Annotated in this window: 19 protein-coding genes and 1 pseudogene; 5 read left to right on the top strand and 15 right to left on the bottom strand. The window is 70.0% G+C overall.

What is annotated here, in order from left to right; genetic code table 11:
* Window positions 1–60 precede the first annotated feature (60 nt).
* Both CRP56_RS27005 and CRP56_RS27000 read left to right on the top strand, forming a co-directional pair.
* On the top strand, window positions 61–1,329 hold the full coding sequence (locus CRP56_RS27005; protein ID WP_097268199.1) for an MFS transporter: 1,269 nt from the start codon (window positions 61–63) through the stop codon (window positions 1,327–1,329).
* Between the two features lie 296 nt (window positions 1,330–1,625).
* A complete protein-coding gene (locus CRP56_RS27000) occupies window positions 1,626–2,648 on the top strand; it encodes a sigma-70 family RNA polymerase sigma factor (RefSeq protein ID WP_097268197.1) in 1,023 nt (340 codons plus the stop codon).
* Window positions 2,649–2,678: 30 nt separating this feature from the next.
* Here the strand turns inward: CRP56_RS27000 and CRP56_RS48495 are convergent.
* Window positions 2,679–2,876, bottom strand: a pseudogene (locus CRP56_RS48495) (STAS domain-containing protein); the annotation flags it as partial.
* 200 nt (window positions 2,877–3,076) lie between these two features.
* Here CRP56_RS48495 and CRP56_RS26990 point away from each other — a divergent pair.
* A complete protein-coding gene (locus CRP56_RS26990) occupies window positions 3,077–3,997 on the top strand; it encodes an AEC family transporter (RefSeq protein WP_097268193.1) in 921 nt (306 codons plus the stop codon).
* Between the two features lies 1 nt (window position 3,998).
* On the opposite strand, the gene CRP56_RS26985 is transcribed toward CRP56_RS26990, so the two are convergent.
* The 9 genes from CRP56_RS26985 to CRP56_RS26945 all read right to left on the bottom strand — a co-directional run bounded on the left by CRP56_RS26985 (window position 3,999) and on the right by CRP56_RS26945 (window position 14,141).
* Window positions 3,999–4,235, bottom strand: a complete 237-nt coding sequence (locus CRP56_RS26985; protein WP_143664945.1) for a hypothetical protein — start codon at window positions 4,233–4,235, stop codon at window positions 3,999–4,001.
* Between the two features lie 74 nt (window positions 4,236–4,309).
* Window positions 4,310–5,593, bottom strand: coding sequence for a thymidine phosphorylase (locus CRP56_RS26980; protein ID WP_097268188.1), 1,284 nt, complete (start codon window positions 5,591–5,593; stop codon window positions 4,310–4,312).
* Window positions 5,594–5,668: 75 nt separating this feature from the next.
* A complete protein-coding gene (locus CRP56_RS26975) occupies window positions 5,669–6,061 on the bottom strand; it encodes a cytidine deaminase (protein ID WP_097268186.1) in 393 nt (130 codons plus the stop codon).
* Complete coding sequence (locus CRP56_RS26970; protein ID WP_097268184.1) at window positions 6,058–7,320, bottom strand: ABC transporter permease; 1,263 nt, start codon at window positions 7,318–7,320, stop codon at window positions 6,058–6,060. Before CRP56_RS26970 ends, CRP56_RS26975 begins: the two co-directional genes overlap by 4 nt.
* Window positions 7,320–8,441 (bottom strand): ABC transporter permease, encoded by a 1,122-nt coding sequence (locus tag CRP56_RS26965; protein WP_097268182.1) that lies wholly within the window; start codon window positions 8,439–8,441, stop codon window positions 7,320–7,322. Before CRP56_RS26965 ends, CRP56_RS26970 begins: the two co-directional genes overlap by 1 nt.
* A complete protein-coding gene (locus tag CRP56_RS26960) occupies window positions 8,438–10,108 on the bottom strand; it encodes an ABC transporter ATP-binding protein (protein ID WP_097268180.1) in 1,671 nt (556 codons plus the stop codon). The genes CRP56_RS26965 and CRP56_RS26960 overlap by 4 nt, the downstream gene beginning before the upstream one ends.
* 214 nt (window positions 10,109–10,322) lie before the next feature.
* Window positions 10,323–11,369 carry a BMP family lipoprotein gene (locus CRP56_RS26955; protein ID WP_097268178.1) on the bottom strand — a complete coding sequence of 349 codons (1,047 nt, stop codon included), beginning with the start codon at window positions 11,367–11,369 and terminating at the stop codon, window positions 10,323–10,325.
* A gap of 222 nt (window positions 11,370–11,591) precedes the next feature.
* Window positions 11,592–12,632, bottom strand: a complete 1,041-nt coding sequence (locus CRP56_RS26950) for a BMP family lipoprotein (protein ID WP_257041986.1) — start codon at window positions 12,630–12,632, stop codon at window positions 11,592–11,594.
* Window positions 12,633–12,920: 288 nt separating this feature from the next.
* The gene (locus CRP56_RS26945) at window positions 12,921–14,141 is read right to left on the bottom strand and encodes an amidohydrolase (protein WP_097268176.1); all 1,221 of its coding nucleotides are present in this window, start codon (window positions 14,139–14,141) and stop codon (window positions 12,921–12,923) included.
* Window positions 14,142–14,584: 443 nt separating this feature from the next.
* On the opposite strand from CRP56_RS26945, the gene CRP56_RS26940 reads away from it, so the two are divergent.
* Window positions 14,585–14,899 carry a hypothetical protein gene (locus CRP56_RS26940; protein WP_097268173.1) on the top strand — a complete coding sequence of 105 codons (315 nt, stop codon included), beginning with the start codon at window positions 14,585–14,587 and terminating at the stop codon, window positions 14,897–14,899.
* Here the strand turns inward: CRP56_RS26940 and CRP56_RS26935 are convergent.
* Window positions 14,868–15,188, bottom strand: coding sequence for a hypothetical protein (locus CRP56_RS26935; protein ID WP_097268171.1), 321 nt, complete (start codon window positions 15,186–15,188; stop codon window positions 14,868–14,870). The two genes, CRP56_RS26940 and CRP56_RS26935, sit on opposite strands and share 32 nt — an antisense overlap.
* A 90-nt stretch (window positions 15,189–15,278) precedes the next feature.
* Between CRP56_RS26935 and CRP56_RS26930 the strand changes: the two genes are divergently transcribed.
* Complete coding sequence (locus tag CRP56_RS26930) at window positions 15,279–15,938, top strand: class I SAM-dependent methyltransferase (RefSeq protein WP_097268169.1); 660 nt, start codon at window positions 15,279–15,281, stop codon at window positions 15,936–15,938.
* Window positions 15,939–15,948: 10 nt separating this feature from the next.
* On the opposite strand, the gene CRP56_RS26925 is transcribed toward CRP56_RS26930, so the two are convergent.
* From CRP56_RS26925 to CRP56_RS26910, 4 genes are read right to left on the bottom strand one after another with little or no spacing between them, the layout of a single operon-like run.
* On the bottom strand, window positions 15,949–17,031 hold the full coding sequence (locus CRP56_RS26925) for a hypothetical protein (RefSeq protein WP_097268167.1): 1,083 nt from the start codon (window positions 17,029–17,031) through the stop codon (window positions 15,949–15,951).
* A gap of 55 nt (window positions 17,032–17,086) precedes the next feature.
* Entirely contained in the window at window positions 17,087–18,028 is a 942-nt protein-coding gene (locus tag CRP56_RS26920; RefSeq protein ID WP_097268165.1) for an N-acetylneuraminate synthase family protein, read from the bottom strand.
* 15 nt (window positions 18,029–18,043) lie between these two features.
* Window positions 18,044–19,264, bottom strand: a complete 1,221-nt coding sequence (locus CRP56_RS26915) for an N-acylneuraminate cytidylyltransferase (protein ID WP_097268163.1) — start codon at window positions 19,262–19,264, stop codon at window positions 18,044–18,046.
* A gap of 50 nt (window positions 19,265–19,314) precedes the next feature.
* Window positions 19,315–20,643, bottom strand: coding sequence for a DUF6716 putative glycosyltransferase (locus CRP56_RS26910; RefSeq protein WP_097274499.1), 1,329 nt, complete (start codon window positions 20,641–20,643; stop codon window positions 19,315–19,317).
* Window positions 20,644–20,809 lie beyond the last annotated feature (166 nt).

Raw genomic sequence — 20,809 nt, 5'->3', positions numbered from 1 at the left:
AACGATTATGGCGAGTTCATGCATTGGACGCATCAACGCAGGTGGTCGTAGCTTCGAGGCATGCCTGCCAGTACCGAGGCGTCCACCACCCGCGTGGGCGCCGACCCCGTCGTTCCTGTCGTCGACTCCCGTATGTCCCCGGGCGGCCCCGGTTACCGCCGGATGAGCTTCGCCCTCTTCCTCGCCGGTGTCGCGACCTTCGCCCTCCTCTATTCCACGCAGGCCCTTCTGCCGCTGATCTCCGACGAGTTCGGGGTCGCGGCGAGCGACGCGAGCTGGACGGTGGCGGCGGCGACCGGCGGGCTGGCCCTGTTCGTGCTGCCCATGAGCGCCCTGTCCGAGCGGTTCGGACGGCGTACGGTCATGACGGCCTCGCTGGCCGTGGCGGTGACGGTCGGGCTCCTCGTCCCGCTCGCGCCCTCGCTGCCGGCGCTGGTCGTGCTGCGGGCGGTGCAGGGTGCGGCGCTGGCCGGGCTGCCGGCCTCCGCGACCGCGTATCTGGCGGAGGAGGTCCGCCCCAAGGCGCTGATCACCGCCATCGGTCTCTTCGTCGCGGGCAACAGCGTCGGCGGGATGAGCGGCCGGGTCATCACCGGGTGGGTGGCCCAGGAGTGGGGCTGGCGAGTCGCCCTCGGGGTCATCGGTGTGATCGCGGTCGGCTGCGCGGTGGCGTTCCGGCTGCTGCTTCCGGCGCCGCGGCACTTCGCCGCCGGGTCGCTGCGGCCTCGGGTGCTGGTGGGGACGGTCCGGGACCACCTGGCCAACCCGCTGCTGCGTCGGCTGTACGCGATCGGCGCGCTGTTCATGACCGTCTTCGGCGGCGTGTACACGGTGATCGGATACCGGCTGACGGAGGCGCCGTTCGGGCTTCCGCAGGGCGTCATCGGGTCGATCTTCCTGGTCTACCTGGTGGGCACGGTGTCGGCGTCGACGGCCGGCCGGCTGGTGGGGCGGCTCGGGCGCCGGGGCGCGCTGTACGCGGCGGGCGCGACGACGGCGACGGGGCTGGTCCTGTCCCTGGCCGACTCCCTCGTGCTGGTCCTGCTGGGCCTGGTCCTGATCACGGGCGGCTTCTTCGCGGGCCACGCGGTGGCGTCCTCGGCGGTGAGCAAGACGGCGACGGAGGGGCGTGCGCAGGCTTCGGCGCTGTATCAGTCGGCGTACTACATCGGGTCGAGCACCGGTTCCACGGTCGGCGCGCTCGCGTTCCACGCGGGGGGCTGGGCCGGGACGGTGGCGGTGGGTCTGCTGGCGGTGCTGGGTGTCGTGACGATCACCCTCCTCGGTACGCGTGCGGCTCGGGTCCAGCAGCGGCTCCTGACGGCCTGAGCCGCACGTCCCGCCCCCGTCTTCCCCCTGGTCGAGGTCGGTCGGCCAGGGGGATGGCTTTTCTCGCCCCCGCCGCCCCTACCCGTCCCATCCTCCAGGGGCTGCCGCCCCTTCGACCCCGCTCCCAGGGGGCGCTGCCCCCAGGGATGGGACAGGTAGGGGCGGAGGGGGCGAGAGAAGGCTTTGACCTGCACCTTTACTCACTCCGCACGCCATTGTCAGTGCCCTGCGATAGCTTCGAACGTGCTGGGCGCGAAGGCGCGACACAGAACGGCCACAGGGGTGGGTGGACGACGATGACGGACACGACTACGGCAGACCTCGACATCAGGCTGGAGAAACACCGGGTCGAGCTGACCGGGTACTGCTATCGCATGCTCGGTTCCTCCTTCGAGGCCGAGGACGCGGTGCAGGACACGATGGTCCGGGCCTGGCGGAGCTACGAGAAGTTCGAGGGCCGGTCGAGTCTGCGCTCGTGGCTGTACCGCATCGCGACGAACGTCTGCCTGGACATGTTGTCCGCGGGCAACAAACGCGCCCGGCCCATGGATCTCACCGAGTCCACCCCCCTCGCCCAGGCCGCCCTCTCCCCCCGCCCGGACCACACCTGGCTGGAGCCGATGCCGGACGCCCGCATCCTGCCCACCGTCGAGGACCCGGCGGAGGCAGCCGTGGCCAAGGAATCCGTGCGGCTCGCCTTCATGGCCGCCCTGCAGCAACTCCCGCCGAAGCAGCGGGCGGTGCTGATCCTGCGCGAGGTGCTGGCGTGGAAGGCCAGCGAGGTCGCCGAGCTGCTCGGCACCACGGTCGCGTCGGTGAACAGCGCCCTCCAGCGGGCCCGCGCGACCCTCGCCGAGAGCGACGGCAAGCAGGGCGCGGAAGCCGCCGTCTCCGACCCGCTGGACCCGGAGCAGCAGAAGCTCCTGGACCGCTATGTGGCGGCCTTCGAGGGGTACGACATGACGGCCCTGACGGCGTTGCTGCACGAGGACGCCATCATGACGATGCCGCCGTTCGACCTGTGGCTGACGGGCCACGACGACATCACCGGCTTCATGACGACGCTCGGCTCGGCCTGCGAGGGCTCGCGGCTGGTGCCGGTGCAGGTCAACGGTCTGCCGGGGTTCGCGCAGTACAAGCCCGACCCCGAGGAGGGCGGCTGGACCCCCTGGGCGGTGCAGGTGCTGGAGATCTCAGACGGCCGGCTCACCGGGTTCCACTTCTTCCTCGACACGCAGCGGTGGTTCCCGCTGTTCGGCCTCCCCCTCCATCTCGACGCTCTCGAAGCGGAGTCCGACCAGGTCGAGGAGGGCGTGTAGGGCCGGGTCGGGATCGCGCAGTCTGATCCGTCCCCCGGCCCGCCGGGCGGTGAGCTGGAGCCGCGCGAGCAGGTCCACGACACCGAGCCCCGGCGGCCCCAGACCGCCGACGTCACAGATCACGACCCCCGCCCCGGTGGCCTCCAGCAGCGCCCGCACGTCGTCGCACAGCCCCGCCACCTCGTCCCGGGTGACGGGGCGGGCGAGCACGAGTACGGCGGGTGTCATGGCAGCGTCCACGAGCGGTAGACCGGGCGGAAGGGCGGAACTCATCGCAGCCCCGGTGCGAGGACCTGTCGTGGGCGGGCTGTCCGCCGACCGGGATCACATTGACCTGCGACCCTTCTGCCCCAGAGGGTTAGGTGCATGCCCCACATATCGGCACCGCCCCTGATCTCGCACGCCCTTCTCACCGGTGAGGAGGCTCCGTGCAGGGAGTGCTGACGGGCTTCGCCGTGATCGCGGTCGTGATCGGCGTCGGCTATGTCATCGGCCTGCGCGGCTACCTGGGCGACCAGGGGCGTGAGGTGCTGACCAAGCTCGCCTTCCATGTCGCCTCCCCCGCCCTGCTGTTCACCACCCTGGCGAAGGCCGACCTGTCGGTGGTCTTCTCCAGCCGCCTGCTGGTGACGGCGCTCAGCACGGCAGCGGCGGCGGGCGCCTTCGTCGCGGTGGGTGTCGTACGGCACTGGGGCGTGGGCCGGACGACGATCGGCGCGCTGTGCTCCAGTTACGTCAACTCCGGGAACCTGGGCATCCCGATCGCGGTGTACGTCCTCGGGGATGCCTCGCTGGTGGCGCCGGTGCTGCTGTTCCAGCTGGTCCTCGTCGCGCCGATCGCGGTGACGGTCCTGGATCTGTCCGGCGACGGCGACAAGGGGCCGCTCGGGCGCCGGCTGCTGACGCCGCTGCGCAATCCGATCGCCGTGGGGTCGCTCGCGGGCGTGCTGGCGGCGGCGACCGGTGTGCATGTGCCGAGCCCGGTGATGGACCCGCTGACCCTCATCGGCGGCATGTCCGTCCCGGCGGTCCTGCTCGCCTTCGGCATCTCCCTGTGCGGCAGCACGATGCCGGGCAAGGGCCCCGACCGCGCCCCGGTCCTGCTGTCGGTCGCCCTGAAGTCGTTCGGCCAGCCCGCGCTCGCCTGGGCACTGGCGGCGGGCGTCTTCGGCCTGCGCGGCCACCTACTCCTGGACGTGGTGGTCACGTCGGCACTCCCGGCCGCGCAGAACCTCTACACGTACGCGTCCCAGTACGGGGTCGGAGAGCGCCTGGCGCGGGACTCGATCCTGGTGTCGACGGTGTTGTCGGTGCCGGTGTTGGTGGTGGTGGCGGCGTTGCTCGGTTGACTCAGGGGTCGGCAGGTTCCCTGGTGCCCAGGGTGATGTCGAAGGGCGGTGGCGGAGCAATGGTCCCGCCGAACCTGCCCGCGCTCAGGAGCCGGTAGGCATCACCCTTGGGTTCGCCGTACAGCTCCGGGATCACGCTGTCGAGGAGCCGCTGCACCGGCTCGATCGTGCCGTGGTGAGTCTGGGCGGAGTCCCACTCGCTGTCCGTCAGGATGTAGTCGCCTTCGAACGCCCTCATGGCCACATCCAACACGCCGAACGGGACCGGTGGTGGTCCACCGATCCCGTTCACCCGAATGAGGAAACCGCAGGTCAGGCGATACGCTCCAGCACCACCGGCGACGCCGTGAAGTCCGTGCCCGCGGCGGCGATGTCGTAGGAACCCTCGACCGCCTCCAGCGCGTACTCGAAGCGTTCCGGGGTGTCCGTGTGGAGGGTCAGGAGGGGCTGGCCCTCGGTCACCGTGTCGCCGGGCTTGGCGTGCATCTCGATGCCCGCGCCCGCCTGCACCGGGTCCTCCTTGCGGGCGCGGCCCGCGCCGAGGCGCCAGGCGGCGACGCCGATGTCGTAGGCGTCGAGGCGGGTCAGCACGCCGGAGGCACCCGCCTTGATCACGTGCTGCTCCTTCGCCACCGGCAGCTCCGCGTCCGGGTCGCCGCCCTGGGCCGCGATCATCCGGCGCCAGACGTCCATCGCGGAGCCGTCGGCCAGCGCCTTGGCCGGGTCGGCGTCACGGACGCCGGCCGCGTCGAGCATTTCGCGGGCCAGGGCGATCGTCAGCTCGACCACGTCCGCCGGGCCGCCGCCCGCCAGGACCTCCACCGACTCGCGGACCTCGAGGGCGTTGCCCGCGGTCAGGCCCAGCGGGGTCGACATGTCCGTCAGGAGCGCGACCGTCTTCACGCCGTGGTCGGTGCCCAGGCCCACCATCGTGGAGGCGAGTTCCCGCGCGTCCTCGATGGTCTTCATGAAGGCGCCGGAGCCGACCTTCACATCCAGGACCAGGGAGCCGGTGCCCTCGGCGATCTTCTTCGACATGATGGACGAGGCGATCAGGGGGATCGCCTCGACGGTGCCGGTGACGTCCCGGAGCGCGTACAGCTTCTTGTCGGCCGGGGCCAGGCCGTCGCCCGCCGCGCAGATCACCGCGCCGGTGGTGTCCAGGACGTGCAGCATCTCCTCGTTGGACAGGAGCGCGCGCCAGCCCGGGATCGACTCCAGCTTGTCCAGCGTCCCGCCCGTGTGGCCGAGGCCGCGGCCCGACAGCTGGGGTACGGCCGCGCCGCACGCCGCCACCAAGGGGGCCAGCGGCAGCGTGATCTTGTCGCCGACGCCGCCCGTGGAGTGCTTGTCCGCCGTCGGCAGGGAGAGGGACGAGAAGTTCATGCGCTCGCCGGACGCGATCATCGCGGCGGTCCAGCGGGAGATCTCGCGGCGGTTCATGCCATTGAGGAGGATGGCCATGTTCAGCGCGGCCATCTGGTAGTCGGCGACCTCGCCGCGGGTGTACGCGTCGATGACCCAGTCGATCTGCTCGTCGCTGAGCTCACCGCGGTCCCGCTTGGTGCGGATGACGGAGATGGCGTCCATGGCCATGGATTTCCTTCCGGACGTACAGAGAAATCGCGCGGCCCCCCTGACCGATTCCGATCCAGAGGGGCCGCACGGGAGTTACTTGGTGAGATGCCCCGGCCCGAAGGCCTGCGGCAGCATCTCCGACAGCGGCAGGATTCCCGCCGGTGTCTCCAGCAGCAGGTCGGGGCCGCCGAACTCGTACAGCAGCTGCCGGCAGCGGCCGCAGGGGACGAGGACCTCGCCCCGGCCGTCGACGCAGGTGAAGTGCGTCAGACGGCCGCCCCCGGTGCGCTGCAGCTCCGAGACCAGCCCGCACTCGGCGCACAGGCCGAGGCCGTAGCTGGCGTTCTCGACGTTGCAGCCGGAGACCGTGCGGCCGTCGTCGACGAGGGCCGCGACGCCGACCGGGTAGCCCGAGTAGGGGGCGTACGCGTGGCTCATCGCCTCGCGCGCCAGCTCCCTCAGGGACTCCCAGTCGACGGTCGTCACTTGCCCTGTCCCTTCCGGTACGGCAAGCCGTCCGCCTTCGGCATCCTCAGGCGCTGCGCGGACAGCGACAGGACGAGGAGGGTGATGACGTACGGGCTGGCGGTCACGACCTGGTTCGGGACGTCGTCGGTGGTGGCGTACCAGACGAACATCAGGGCCGAGATCGCGGCGGTGATGGCGGCGGGGACGTACTTCTTCTTCCAGACGAGGTACGCGACGCCGAACACCAGAAGGATCGCGAGCAGCAGGATCAGCGCGTGGACGTTGGTGGTGCCGCCGCGCAGCTTGAGGCTGTCGGTGTAGCCGAACAGGCCCGCGCCGAGGGCGAGTCCGCCCGGCATCCAGTTGCCGAAGATCATCGCGGCGAGACCGATGTAGCCGCGGCCGGCCGTCTGGCCGTCGAGGTACACGTTGGACGACACGATCGACAGGAAGGCACCGCCGAGGCCGGCGAAGCCGCCGGAGATGATCACGGCGATGTACTTGTACTTGTAGACGTTGACGCCGAGGGACTCGGCCGCGATCGGGTTCTCGCCGCAGGAGCGCAGCCGCAGACCGAACGAGGTGCGCCACAGCACGTACCAGGTGGCGGGTACGAGGGCGACGGCGACGACGGTGAGCGGCGACAGGTCGGTGATCAGTCCGCCGACGAGGCCGGCGATGTCGGAGATCAGGAACCAGTGCTTCTGGTTGAGGGTGTCCAGCCAGCTGGACAGGCCGGGGATGTCGAAGGTGCCGAGCGAGTCGATCGGCGGGGACTGCTTGGAGGAGCCCTGCGGGGCGTCCTCGAAGGTGAACTTCGACAGATAGCGGGTGGTGCCGAGGGCCAGGATGTTCAGGGCCACACCGGAGACGATGTGGTTGACGTTGAAGGTGACCGTGGCGATGGCGTGCAGGACGGCGCCGAGCGCGCCGCCGATGATGCCGACGACGACGCCGGTCCACGGGCCCCACTGGTAGCCGGCCCAGGCGCCGAACCAGGTGCCGAGGATCATCATGCCCTCGAGGCCGATGTTGACGACGCCCGCCCGCTCGGCCCACAGACCGCCGAGGCCGGCGAGGCCGATGGGGACGGCCGAGCGCAGGGCGGTGGACATCTGGCCGGTGGAGGTGATGCCGTCCGCGCCGGTGATGAGGCGGACGATCGACGTCAGGATCAGGACGCCCGAGATGATCAGGAGGAGGACGGGCAGCGACATGCGGCGGCCGCCCTTGCCGGGCTGCTTCGCCGGCGCCTTGGCGATGGTCGCGGTGCTCATCAGACCGCCACCTCCTTCTTGGTGTTCTGGGCGGCGGCCGCGGCGAGTTCCTCGCCGACGCGCTTCTGCTGCCGGCGCAGGCCCCAGGTGCGGACGACCTCGTAGGAGATGACGACCGCGAACACGATCAGGCCCTGCATGATCGTGGCGATCTCCTTCTCGTACGGCTCGGGAGTCGCGTAGTCGAGGGCGGGGGACGCCTTGTCGAGGAAGGCCCACAGCAGGGCGGCGAGCGCGATGCCGCCGGGGTTGTTGCGGCCCAGCAGGGCGATGCCGATGGCGGTGAAGCCGAGGCCGGCCGGGAAGCTGAGGCTGTACGTGTGGGCGTCGCCGAGCAGCAGCGGCAGGCCGGAGATGCCGGCGACGGCGCCGGAGATCAGCATCGCGGTGAGGACCATGCGCTTGGCGTTGACGCCGGAGGCCGCGGCGGCGGTCTCGGAGGCGCCGGTGGCGCGCAGGTCGAAGCCGAAGCGGGTGCGGTTGAGGACGAACCAGTAGCCGATGCCCATGGCGACGGCGAGGAAGACCAGGCCGTAGATCTCACCCACGTCGGAGCCGAGGTCGATGCCGGGGACCCAGCCGGACTCCTTCATCACACCGGTGGTGACGTTGTCGCCGAGCGGGACGCCCCAGTTGTCGGTGAGGGTGAGGTAGCCGATGAGGCTGGTGGCGATCGAGTTCAGCATGATCGTCGCGACGACCTCGCTGACACCCCGGGTCACCTTCAGGACGCCCGCGATACCGGCCCACATGGCGCCGGTGAGCGCGCCGACCAGGAGCAGCAGGGGCACCTGGAGGGCGGCCGGCAGGGCGACGTGGGCGCCGACGACGGCGGTCATCATGGCGCCGAGGCGGTACTGGCCGTCGACGCCGATGTTGAAGAGGTTCATGCGGAAGCCGAGGGCGACCGCGAGGGCGGCGATGTAGTACAGCGACGCCTGGTTGATGATCAGGACCTGGACGTCGGAGTAGCCGGCCTGCTCGATCATCAGCCGGTAGGGCTCGATCGGGCTCTTGCCGGAGGCGATCAGCACGACCGAGGTCAGCAGGATCGCCGCGACGAGCGCCAGGGCCGGACCGGCCACGGCGAGGAGCAGGCGCTCCTTGTCGAACTTCTTCATCGGGCCTCGTCCTCCGGGGCGGATTCGGCGGCTGCTTCCGCGCCGTTCTCTACATGCTCAAGGTGTCCGGACGCGGCACCGGTCATCGCGGAGCCGAGCTCCTCGGGGGTGATCGTCGCGGGGTTGGCGTCGGCGACCAGCCTGCCGTCGTAGATCACCCGCAGGGTGTCCGACAGGCCGATGAGCTCGTCCAGGTCGGCGGAGATCAGCAGCACCGCCAGGCCCTCGCGGCGGGCGTCGCGGATGCGGTCCCAGATCTGGGCCTGCGCGCCGACGTCCACACCGCGGGTGGGGTGGGCGGCGATCAGGAACTTCGGGTCGTGGCTCATCTCGCGGCCGACGATCAGCTTCTGCTGGTTGCCGCCGGACAGGGAGGCGGCGGTGACGTCGATGCCGGGGGTGCGGACGTCGTACTCCTCGACGATCCGGCGGGTGTCGGCCTGGGCGCCCTTGGGGTTGAGCCAGACGCCCTTGGCGTTGGGGGCCTCGGTGACATGGCCGAGGATGCGGTTCTCCCAGAGCGGGGCCTCCAGGAGCAGGCCCTGGCGGTGGCGGTCCTCGGGGATGTAGCCGACGCCGGACTCGCGGCGCTTGCGGGTGGGCCAGGGGGTGATGTCCTCGCCGAGGAAGGCGATGGTGCCGGAGTCGGCGTTCTTGGTGCCGATCAGCGCGTCGATGAGCTCGGTCTGGCCGTTGCCCTCGACACCGGCGATGCCCATGACCTCGCCGGCGTGGATGGTGAAGGTGACGTCGTCGAGGACCTTCTTGATCTCGCCGCCCTCGGCGGCCAGGCCGACGCCGCCGGACGGCTCGGCGTCGACGCCCAGGGAGGCGCCGCCGCTGGCGTAGACGGTGAGGCCCTCGACCTCGATGACGGCCTTGTCGGTGACGGTCGACTCGGCGGTCTCGGGGGTGGGCAGTTCGCTGCCGACCATCATCTCGGCGAGCTGGCGCGGGGTGGTCTCGGCGGGGACGGCCGTGCCGACGGTCGTACCGCGCCGGATGACGGTGATCTCGTCGGCGACGGACAGCACCTCGCCCAGCTTGTGGGAGATGAAGATGACCGACAGGCCCTCGGACTTGAGCTCGCGCAGGTTGGCGAAGAGCGCGTCGACCTCCTGCGGCACCAGGACGGCGGTGGGCTCGTCGAGGATGAGGGTGCTGGCGCCGCGGTAGAGGACCTTGAGGATCTCGACGCGCTGGCGCTCGGCGACACCGAGGTCCTCGACGAGGACGTCGGGGCGCACGTTGAGCCCGTAGCGGTCGGAGATCTCCTTGATCTTCTTACGGGCGCCGCCGCCGATGCCGTACAGCTTCTCGCTGCCGAGGACCACGTTCTCCAGGACGGTGAGGTTGTCGGCGAGCATGAAGTGCTGGTGGACCATGCCGATGCCGCGGGCGATGGCGTCGGCGGGGCTGCCGAAGGTCACCTGTGCGCCGGCGACCGCGATGGTGCCCTCGTCCGGCTTCTGCATGCCGTAGAGGATCTTCATCAGGGTCGACTTGCCGGCGCCGTTCTCGCCGACGAGGGCGTGGACGGTGCCCTTTCGTACCGTCAGGTGGATGTCGTGGTTGGCGACGACACCCGGGAACCGCTTGGTGATCCCCGCCAGCTCGACTGCGATCGTCGACTGATCGGTGAGCGGAGGGCTGCTGGTCGCGTCGATGGCGCACTCTCCTTGTGGAAGGGGCCACTCTACGCGCGTAGCGCCCCTGCTTTAAATAGTGCCCGGACCTGATCGTCCATTTTCGGCCAACGATCCGTTCCGAGCATTCTGCCGCGCGAACGGGGCGCGAAGAGCATCGTCTCCGCACCCCGTTCCGCGGCCGTAACGCTGCCATTACAGCGCTTATTTGGCCAAGGCCTGTGACCGGGTGGGGTCAGGAGGTCTTCACCTTGATGGAGCCGTCCTTGATGCCCGTGACGGCCTTCTCGATCGCGGCCTGGGTGTCCTTGTTGTCCGCGAAGACCGGGTTGGAGTTGGACAGGCTCACGCCGCCGTTGGAGAGGCTGCCGCGGATGACGCCGGTCTCCGGCTTGCCGTCCTTGACCGACTTGGCCAGGTCGTAGACCGCGCCCTCGACGTTCTTCATGGCGGAGGTCAGGATCGAGGCCTTGTACGCCTTGAGCGCGTCCTGCTTGTACTGGTCGGAGTCGACGCCGATCGCCCAGACCTTGTGGGCGTTGGCGGCCTTGATGACGCCCTGGCCGGACAGACCGGCGGCGGCGTAGACGACGTCCGCCTTGTCGTCGATCTGGCCCTCGGCGGCGGCCTCACCCTTGTCCGGGCTGGAGAAGCCACCCTCGGCGGCGGTCTCGGTCAGGTACTGCGACTTGACCGTGACGCCCTTCTTGGTGTCGGCGACGCCCTGCTTGAAGCCGGCCTCGAACTTGTGGATCAGCGGCACGTCCACACCGCCGATGAAGCCGACCACGTTGGACTTGGTGGTCTTGGCGGCGGCGACGCCGGCCAGGTAGGAGGCCTGCTCCTCGGAGAAGACGAGGTCGGCGACGTTGTCGGCCTTGATGGTCTCGTCGTCGACGACACCGAAGGTGGTCTTCGGGAACTTCTGCGCGGCCTCCTTGACGGCGGGCGCGTAGGCGAAGCCGACACCGATGACCGGGTTGTAGCCCTGCTTGGCCAGGGTCTCCAGGCGCTGCACCTTGTCCGCCTCGGACTCGCCGTCCTGCGGCTCGACGGCGGTGGACTTGTAACCGAACTCCTTGTCGGCCTTCTCCATGCCGGCGGTCGCGGCGTCGTTGAAGGACTGGTCGCCCTTGCCGCCGACGTCGTACGCCAGGGCGAGGCCCAGGTTCTTGCTGTCGCTGTTCGACGACTCGCTGGACGAGCTGCCGCACGCGGACGCGGTGAGGGCAAGGGCTGCGGTTGCAACGCCTGCAACCGTGATACGGGACACCCGGCGCATGGAACGAGACTCCTTTGTGCAAGCGCCCAAACCAGGCGCTGGTTCCGCCGCAGCGTAACGCGCGTAGACCAGACGGAAAACCCCTTCTGTCCGGTCCGTTATCGAGCTGTGGCCACAGATGCAACACAGATTACGGACAGCAGTACGCCCCTTGCGGGAGGCAAGGGGCGTATGAGCTGCAATGGGGCCCGGGCGGGCGTATCCGGGGGGTCCCGGTGGGGTCTAGTCGGTGGTCTTGACCGTGACCTTGCCGCTGATGATGTCCTGCTTGGCCTTCTCGACGGCCGCGACGACGTCCGTCATGGCCTTGTACTTCGGGTTGGAGTCGGCGAAGCCGACGCCGCCGGACTTCAGGTCGCCGCGCTGGACGCCGGTGAGGGGCTTGCCCTCGTAGACGGACTTGGCGAGGTTGTAGACGGCGCCGCCGACGTTCTTCAGGGCCGAGCCGAGGATGTAGTCCTTGTAGCTCTTCAGCGCGCTCTGGTTGTACTGGTCGGAGTCCACACCGATGGCCCACACCTTCTTGGTGGCGGCCTCGGAGATCACGCCCTGACCGGAGAGGCCGGCGGCGTGGTAGATGACGTCGGCGCCCTTCTCGATCTGGCCGTCGGCCGCCGCCTTGCCCTTGTCGGGGCTGGAGAAGCCGCCCTCGGCCGGGGTCTCGGTCAGGTACTGCGACTCGATCTTGATCTTCGGGTCGACGGACTGGACGCCCTGCTTGAAGCCCGCGCCGAACTTGTGGATCAGCGGGATGTCCACACCGCCGATGAAGCCGACGTGCTTGGCCTTGGTGGTCTTGGCGGCGGCGACGCCCGCGAGGTAGGAGGCCTGCTCCTCGGAGAAGACCATGTCGGCGACGTTGGATGCCTTGACGGTCTCGTCGTCGATGATGCCGAAGGTCGTGTTCGGGTACTTCTTGGCGACCTCGCCGACGGCGCTCGCGTAGATGAAGCCGACGCCGATCACCGGGTTGTAGCCGGCCTTGGCGAGCTGCTCCAGGCGCTGCACCTTGTCGGCCGCGGACTCGCCGTCCTGCGGCTCGATGTCCCTGCCGCCGATCTTGAATTCCTTCTCGGCCTGCTGGAAGCCGGCGTAGGCGGCGTCGTTGAAGGACTGGTCGCCCTTGCCGCCGATGTCGTACGCGAGCCCGATGCCCTTGCCCGAGTACTTGCCGTCCGCCGAGGTGGACGCCTTGTCACTGTCGGCCTTGGTGCTGGACTCACCGCACCCGACGGCCGTGAGGGCGATGACCGACACGGCCACCACTGCTTGAGAGAACCTGGTCCTCCGAGATATCCGACGCACAGCAAGCACCCCTTCATCCCCACGGCACCGTCGTTCGGCCCCGCATCCCCAATCCGCCGCCAACGGTGGCGATTTCGGCGCACAGTAACGCGCGTAGAAGGGGAGGGGAACGGGGTTTCTCGTGGCCGTTATCGAACCGTGCCGACAGCGGGTTACGTTCGCGAGAACCCGGTTACGCGCGGGTGACACAAGGGGACGAAGGGGCACCAAGGTGGCGCCCCTTCGTACGGTCTCCCCGGCCCGGCCTCAGGAGGCGCCGTCGAGCAGCGCGGCCGCGGTGAACATCTCCACGCCCACGGTGATGGCCGACTCGTCGGCGTCGAAGTCGCCCTGGTGGAGGTCCCGGACGGTCCGCTCGCCGGGGGTGCGGACGCCGAGGCGGGCCATGGCGCCCGGCACATGCTCCAGGTACCAGGAGAAGTCCTCGCCGCCGAGGCTCTGCTCGGTGCCCTCGACGGACTGCGCCCCGCGCCGCGCGGTCATGGCGTCCCGCAGCAGCTCGGTGACCTCGGGGTCGTTGACGACGGGCGGGACGCCCCGGACGTAGTTGATCTCGGACTTGGCGCGGTGCAGATTGGCGATCTCGTCGATCGCGGCGACGACGATGTCGGGCGCCTGCCGCCAGGCGTCCAGGTCCAGGCAGCGCACGGTTCCGGACAGCTCGGCGTGCTGCGGGATGACGTTGGGCGCGTGGCCGGATTCGATGCGTCCCCAGGTCAGGGCGAGTCCGCTACGACTGTCCACGCGCCGGGCGACCACGGCCGGCACGTCGACGACGACGCGGGCGGCGGCGGTGACGAGGTCGGTGGTGAGGTGCGGCCGGGCGGTGTGGCCGCCGGGGCCGTCCAGGGAGACCTCCAGCCGGTCGCAGGCGGAGGTGATGGCGCCGGTGCGCAGGCCGACCCGCCCGGCGTCGACCCGTGGGTCGCAGTGCACGGCGATGATCTTCCCGACCCCGTCCAGCACGCCGCACTCGATGGCGTCGGCGGCGCCACCGGGGAGGACCTCCTCGGCGGGCTGGAAGAGGAGCCGTACGGGGCGGGGCAGCCGGCCCTGCCGGTGCAGGTCGGCGAGGACGAGGCCGGCGCCGAGCACCACGGTCGTGTGCACGTCGTGCCCGCAGGCGTGCGCCCGGTCGGGCACGGTGGAGCGGTACGCACACTCACTCTTCGTGTCCGGAATGGGCAGGGCGTCGATGTCGGCACGGAGCGCGAGCATGGGCTTGCCGCCGTCCCACTCACCGATGTCACAGATGAGCCCGGTGCCTACGGGGAGGACGCGGGGGTGCAGCCCGGCCTTCTCGAGCCGCGCCTTGATGGCCGCGGTCGTGCGGAACTCCTGGTTGCCGAGTTCGGGGTGCATGTGCAAGTCGCGTCGGAACGCGACGAGTTCGGCACGCAGGTGCTCAGGCAGCATGCCGGGAAGCACGGCTTCCCCGACTGGTTCGGCCTCGGACTCTTGGGACATCAATTGCTTCACCCTCTGAAGGGTAGGACGCCCGAGTGGCCAACTGACCCTCGATCAACAAAAGTTCAACCCGTTAGGGGAAGAAAATCTGGCCGCTGGGCGCATACGTATCGGCTTGGACGGGTAAACTCGCCCGGCTTTCCGGCCGGATGGATCTTGCACTGCACGTCGATCCACGGAGAGTGACCCTCGGCTGAGCGCCGGCTGACCTGCGACTGCCTTGTTCGAAGGCCTCCGGCCACATCCGTCACTCACCCACTCCTCCTGGGATACCACGTCGCGACGCCGTCCCGTCGGCCTTGTTCACCTGTCGGGACCGCGCCACGCCGGGAATCCACCCTGCCTCCACCGAGACGCTTGTTCCGGTCCCGGAATCATCACCGCCGCGCGACGTTTCCGCCACGCGGGGTGACGGCGGTGAGGGTGCGGGGCAGATTCCCGGCATGACGATCACGACGGCCCCGACGACCCCCCTGGCAGACGGCTGGCAGGCCTGCGGCTGCGGCGAGGACAAGATCCCCGGCCTGCTGGCGAGGGTCGGCTTCTACGGCACGCTGGGCCTGGGCCTGGCGACGCTGATCCTGATGATCGCGGCGGGCTGGCTGCTGGGGACGGCGGTGTGGCTGCTACGACGAAGGCGGAACCGCTCGCTTCCGCCCGAGGAGAGCGCCCGGGTCGGCCTGGCGGGGTTCACCTGGACGGCGGACGAGGAGCGCCCCGCCTCGTTCACAGCTCCACCCACTCCCCCAGGTCGGTGAACGCCCCCGTCCGGACGAAGCTCCGCACGACGTCCCACGCGCGGTCGACGCCCAGGACGAAGTACCCCGTGAAGATCGCGAGTTCCGCCATGACCGGGACCTCGACCGTCTCGTCCCACGGCACGCTGCCGTCCCCGGCCAGCAGGGACACGGTCTCCTCGTCGGTGAAAAGGTGTACGACCGCGTGCTCGGCGCGAAAGCTCAAGGTCAGACAGGGGTACGTGGCGCCCGGCAGGCCCACTTCCAGATGCCCCTCACCGCGGGAGCGCAGCTCGCTGAAGTCGTCCATCCGCGCCGTCTCTCTCCGCCCACAGGATCTTTCTCGAACAAGCCCCGTCATCTTCACCCCGCTGTCGTGGCCCCTCGCTAGGGTGCCCCCATGACCGCCGAGATCCCCGATTTCATACGGGCCACCAGTACCGCGTACGACACGATCGCCGACGACTACGCCGAGCAGTGCGCGGACTGGGCCGGGATCCATACCTTTGACCGGGCCCTGATCAGTGGGTTCGCGGAGTTGGTGAAGGAGCGGGGGCGGGAGCCGGTCGCTGATGTGGGGAGTGGGCCGGGGGTGGTGACCGCGCGGCTGCACGCGCTCGGGGTGCCGGTGTTCGGGGTCGATGTCTCGCCGCGGATGGTGGCGAAGGCCCGGCAGACCTATCCCGAACTCCGGTTTCATCTGGGGTCCATGACCGCCCTCGACCTGCCGGACGGCACGCTCGGCGGGATCGCCGCGCTGTACTCGACCATTCATGTGCCGGACGATCGACTCCCCGGCGTGTTCCAGGAGTTCCGGCGCGTCCTCGCGCCCGGCGGGTATCTGCTGCTCGCCTTCCAGTACGACGAGGAGAGTGACCACCTGCATCTCGACGAGCGGTTCGGGCACGCCATCTCGCTCGACTACTACTGGCGCAGGCCGGAGGACGTCGTCGAGCTGCTCACCGCCGCCGGGCTGCAGCTGCACAGCCGTACCGTGCGCGAGCCCCAGGGGCAGGAGAAGTACCGGAAGGCGTACGTCCTCGCCCGCAAGGACGGGTGACCCGGGGGCCCTACACCGCCGCCACCGCCGACAGTCTCGTCACGTCCCTCGCCGTTCCCGTCACCCCGGACAGGAAGCCCTGCGCCCGCGGTGACGCGCTCTCCGTCAGCCACGCCGGGTCGATGTCGCAGACCGCGACCTTGACCTCCGTGCCGGCGAGTGCGAGCGGCAGGGTGTGGACCACGGTGGACGGGAAGCTGAGGATCGTACGGCCGATCGGGCCCCTCCGGGCGATCAGCTCCAGCGGGAGGTCGGGGCGGACCACCTCAAGGCCCGTCTCCACCGCCAGCCGGTGCAGCTTCTCGGCGCTCTCGCGGCGGTGGGCGAAGTAGCGGGTGGTGCCATGCGTCTTGGACAGCAGCTTCACCGCCTCCAGATACGCCTCACCGTCCACCACGCCCGTCTCCACCAGCGACGTACCGACCATGTCGGCGCCCTTGGTGATACGGGGCGGGCCGAAGCGGGAGCGGGTCCAGGCGAAGGTGTTGGCGACCACGGTCACGCCCTCCGGCGTCTCCGCCATCGGCATCGAGGAGAAGATCTCGACCCGGCGGGCGTCGGACGGCGTCAGGCGTCTGCGGGCCACCGACGACACCGGCGCGAAGACCAGGTCGCGGGGGCCCGGGCGGCCGCCCTTGCGGTGCCAGCGCACCAGGCGTTCGCCGCGGGCCAGTTGGGCCACGAACTCCATCGTGGCCGTGCCGTCGTCGACCACCACCAGCTCGCCGGCCCGGGTGATCGTCAGCAGCAGTTGTACGTAGCGCGAGAAGGGGTCGCCGAGCACGACCCGGCCGGCCTTGCGGAGCATGCCCGCGAGGCCGCCGATCGTCTGGAAGGGGGCCGCGGGACCGCCCCGGGCCTCCTCCCAGCGGACCTCGTGCCCCTCCTCGCGGGCCAGCTCCGCCATGCGGCGCAGCTGGCCCCGGGTCATCGGGTCGGTCGGGGACAGGACGACGAGGGTGAGCCCCGCGCCCAGGGCATCGCCCGAGGCAAGCTCGTGCGCATGCGCCCACTCCAGCACGTTCAGCAGCTGTACCGGGCTCTCGACGAACGCGAGAGTGTGGGGGCCGGCTGACCCGGCGCGGCGGCTCATCTACGTACGACCGTCCCGTCGTAAGGGAATCAGGGGGATCAAGGAGTCAGGTGCTTCAGACGCCGACCGGCTCGCCCGCCGCCGCGGCGATCTCCGCCTCGGCCACGACACCGGTGACGCGGCGCAGCTTCTTCATCGGGCCGAGCTCGGAGTCGTAGACCTTCTTGACGCCGTCGCCGAGGGAGGCCTCGATGGTGCGGATGTCGCGGACGAGGCGCGTGAGGCCCTGCGGCTCGACGGAGGCGGCCTGGTCGGAGCCCCACATCGCGCGGTCGAGGGTGATGTGGCGCTCGACGAAGGTGGCGCCGAGGGCGACCGCGGCCAGCGTGGTCTGCAGGCCCGTCTCGTGGCCGGAGTAGCCGATCGGGACGTTCGGGTACTCGGCCTGGAGGGTGTTGATCACCCGCAGGTTGAGCTCCTCGGCCTTCGCCGGGTAGGTCGACGTGGCGTGGCAGAGCAGGATGTTGTCCGAGCCGAGGACCTCGACCGCGTGGCGGATCTGCTTCGGGGTCGACATGCCGGTGGAGAGGATGATCGTGCGGCCCGTGGCGCGCAGGGCGCGCAGCAGCTCGTCGTCCGTGAGGGAGGCGGAGGCCACCTTGTGGGCGGGGACGTCGAACTTCTCCAGGAAGGCGACGGCCTCGGTGTCCCACGGGGAGGCGAACCAGGCGATGCCCTTCTCCTTGCAGTACTCGTCGATCTGGCGGTACTCGTCCTCACCGAACTCCACGCGGTGGCGGTAGTCGATGTAGGTCATACGGCCCCAGGGGGTGTCGCGCTCGATGTCCCACTGGTCGCGCGGGGTGCAGATCTCGGGGGTGCGCTTCTGGAACTTCACGGCGTCACAGCCGGCCTCGGCGGCCACGTCGATGAGCTTGAAGGCGTTCTCCAGCTCGCCGTTGTGGTTGATGCCGATCTCGCCGCAGATGTAGACGGGCTGGCCGGGTCCTGCGATGCGCTCGGTACCGAAGGTGCGGAGACGGGAGTTGGCAGACATGGCTACAGACGTTCCTTACTTGTCGAGGGAGTCGAGAGAGGGGCCGAGGATCCAGCTGGCGATCTCTCGGATCGCGCCGTCGCCACCGGGGACGGTGGTGACCGCACGGGCGGCGCCGCGTACCACGTCGTGGGCGCTCGCGACCGCCACGGGCCAGCCCACGAGGGCGAAGCACGGGAGGTCGTTGACGTCGTTGCCGACGTAGAGCACGCGCTCGGGCGCGATGCCCTGCTCCTCGCACCACTGCTTGAGGGCGAGGTCCTTCCGGTCGATGCCGTGCAGCACGGGGATCTTGAGTTTCCGTGCGCGGGCGGCGACGACCGGGTTCTGCTCCGTGGAGAGGATCAGCATCTTCAGGCCCGACCTGCGCAGGGCCGCGATGCCGAGTCCGTCGCCGCGGTGCACGGAGACGAACTCCTTTCCATCGGCGTCGATCAGCACCCGGTCGTCTGTCTGGGTGCCGTCGAAGTCCAGTACGACCGCGTCGACGTCCGCGAAGGACGGCAGGGCGCCGGGGCGGTCGGCGTCGAACAGGGGCGCGAGCGCCCGTGCCCGGGCGAGGTCGTGCGGGTCGTCGATCTCCAACACCCGTGCGGGGTCGGTCCGTACGAGCTCGGTGCGACCGAAGAAGCGGTGCTGGTGCTTGCGGAAGCCGGCCGCGTCCATCGCGTAGGCGGCGCCGGTCTCCAGCAGGTCCTGGGGGCGGTCCTGGCGGCGCGGGCGATACGACTTGTCGTGGTTGACGCCGTACCCCCCGGGCTCCTGCGTGGAGTCGACCTCGTCGCGCCAGATGAAGCCGTGGAAGGGGGCGACGGTCACCGCGGTGTCGGCCCCGCCCTCGACGACCGCCGCCGCGACCGCCTCGACGTCCTCGCGGACGATGAAGGGGCTGGTGCACTGCACGAGCATCACCACGTCGACGGCCGCGCCGTGCAGCGCCTCGTGGGTGTCCATGGCGTGCAGCACGGCCGCCTCGGAGGTCGCCGTGTCCCCGGCGATGGCGGCGGGCCGCAGCACGACCTCGGCGCCGGCCTCCCGGGCCGCGGCGGCGATGGCCTGGTCGTCGGTGGAGACGACGACGTCCGTCACGAGCCGGGTCGCCCGGCACTCCCGCACGGCCCGCGCCACGAGCGGCACGCCGCCGACGGGGGCGAGGTTCTTGGCAGGCACACCCTTGGAGCCCCCGCGGGCAGGAATAACGGCGAGCACACGACGCACCACCGGCGAGTCGGACATGGGTTCTACTCCTTGGAGAGGGCCTGGGAAAAGGGGGTCCGGGAAGGTGGTCACAGCTCCCCCATCCGCCGGATGACGGGCGCGACTCGCTGTACCCCGTGCCGGTACGCCCCGCGGGCGGCCCTGCGCACGATCTGCCGGACCGGGCCGGGCTCCTTGTCCGCGGCGGGAGCGCCGGGCAACGGACTGCCGTCGGGGCCGAGGTGATGACGGGCCAGAATCCCGGGCAGGTATCCGGGCGCGGTCGCCGGCGTGTAGTACGGCGTCAGCGGCGGCAGGGAGCCGGCCAGCAGCTTGGCGATCCGCTCGCGTGCCGCGTCGAAGGCGGTGGCGTACGAGCCGTCCGCCACGACCCCCTGCCGGGCCACCCACTCCGGGTCCGGCGACGGCCGGTGACCCTCGTCGAGCTGGTCCCAGGAGGCGAGGCACCCCGAGCCGACGAAGTGGTGGTTGCCGAGGACCTCGCGCACGCCCAGGTCGGTCAGGACGACCGTCGGGATACGCCGGTGCAGCGACTCCAGCGCGGCCGTCGAACTGATGGTGACCAGCAGATCGGTCCGGTCCAGAACCTCGCCCATGTTCCCGTACACCAGCCGGAAGTTGGGCGGCGGAGCCAGCCGCTGGACCAGCTTCTGGTACGGCTGCTCCTCGATGTGCGTGGTGTGCTCCCCCGGCTTGGAGCGCAGCTTCAGCAGCACCTCGCGCTCGGGGTGCAACCGGGCGTGCTTGATCAGCCGGTTGAGCAGATACGTACGGTCCTTGCGGCTGTCCGGCACGGACGGCTGGACGGCGAACACCACGGTGTACGGGTCGTGTTCGCCTTCGTAGGCCGCGCCGCCCAGGAACGGCAGCGCCACCTCCGTCACCGCCGAGGCGTCGGCGCCGACCCCCTCGTACACGGACCGGAAACGCTCCGCGTCCTGACGGGAGTTGGCCAGCACCAGGTCCGCGCCGTGCCGCAGCAGCAGTCCGTCCGCGAGCTTCTCGTAGACGACGCCGACATAGCCGGTGACGACGACGGGGCGATCGGCCCGCCCCTCCCACACCCGCTTCAGGCCGTGCAGCATCGCCTGCACGCCGCCGCCCACGAGGGCGAGCACGACGATGTCGTACGGCTCCTCGGCCATCGCCCGCAGGAACTCCACCGACGTCACCTCGCGCAGCGACTCGGCCTCGACCCCGACCTCCGCGAGCTGGCGCGGGGTGGGGGTGGCGCGGCCGCGCAGCAGGAAGCCGCTCAGGCTGAGGGCCTCTTGCGCGTCGTCACGCGGTGCGATGCGATGGGCGGTCAGCGCACCCCATTTCCAGCGGGTGTCGGAGTCCGCGAGGACCGCGATTCGCAGCGGCGTCGTTGAAGTTGCTGGCGTACTTGCTGGCACGTCCAAGACGCTAGGAAGCAATTCCTAGGTATGGCCCAACCACGAATCAACGAAAAGTTAACAACAGCCCACCGAGAGCCGAACTGGCCCGTGAAAGCCCCGGAAGTACAGGGGATGCACCATTCCGACACATCGAGTTCACCCTCTGTACCATCGGCGTCAAGTT

It is taken from the genome of Streptomyces sp. TLI_55, assembly GCF_900206255.1.
Lineage (GTDB): Bacteria > Actinomycetota > Actinomycetes > Streptomycetales > Streptomycetaceae > Streptomyces > Streptomyces aquilus.
This window is presented reverse-complemented; position numbering and strand designations above follow the sequence as displayed.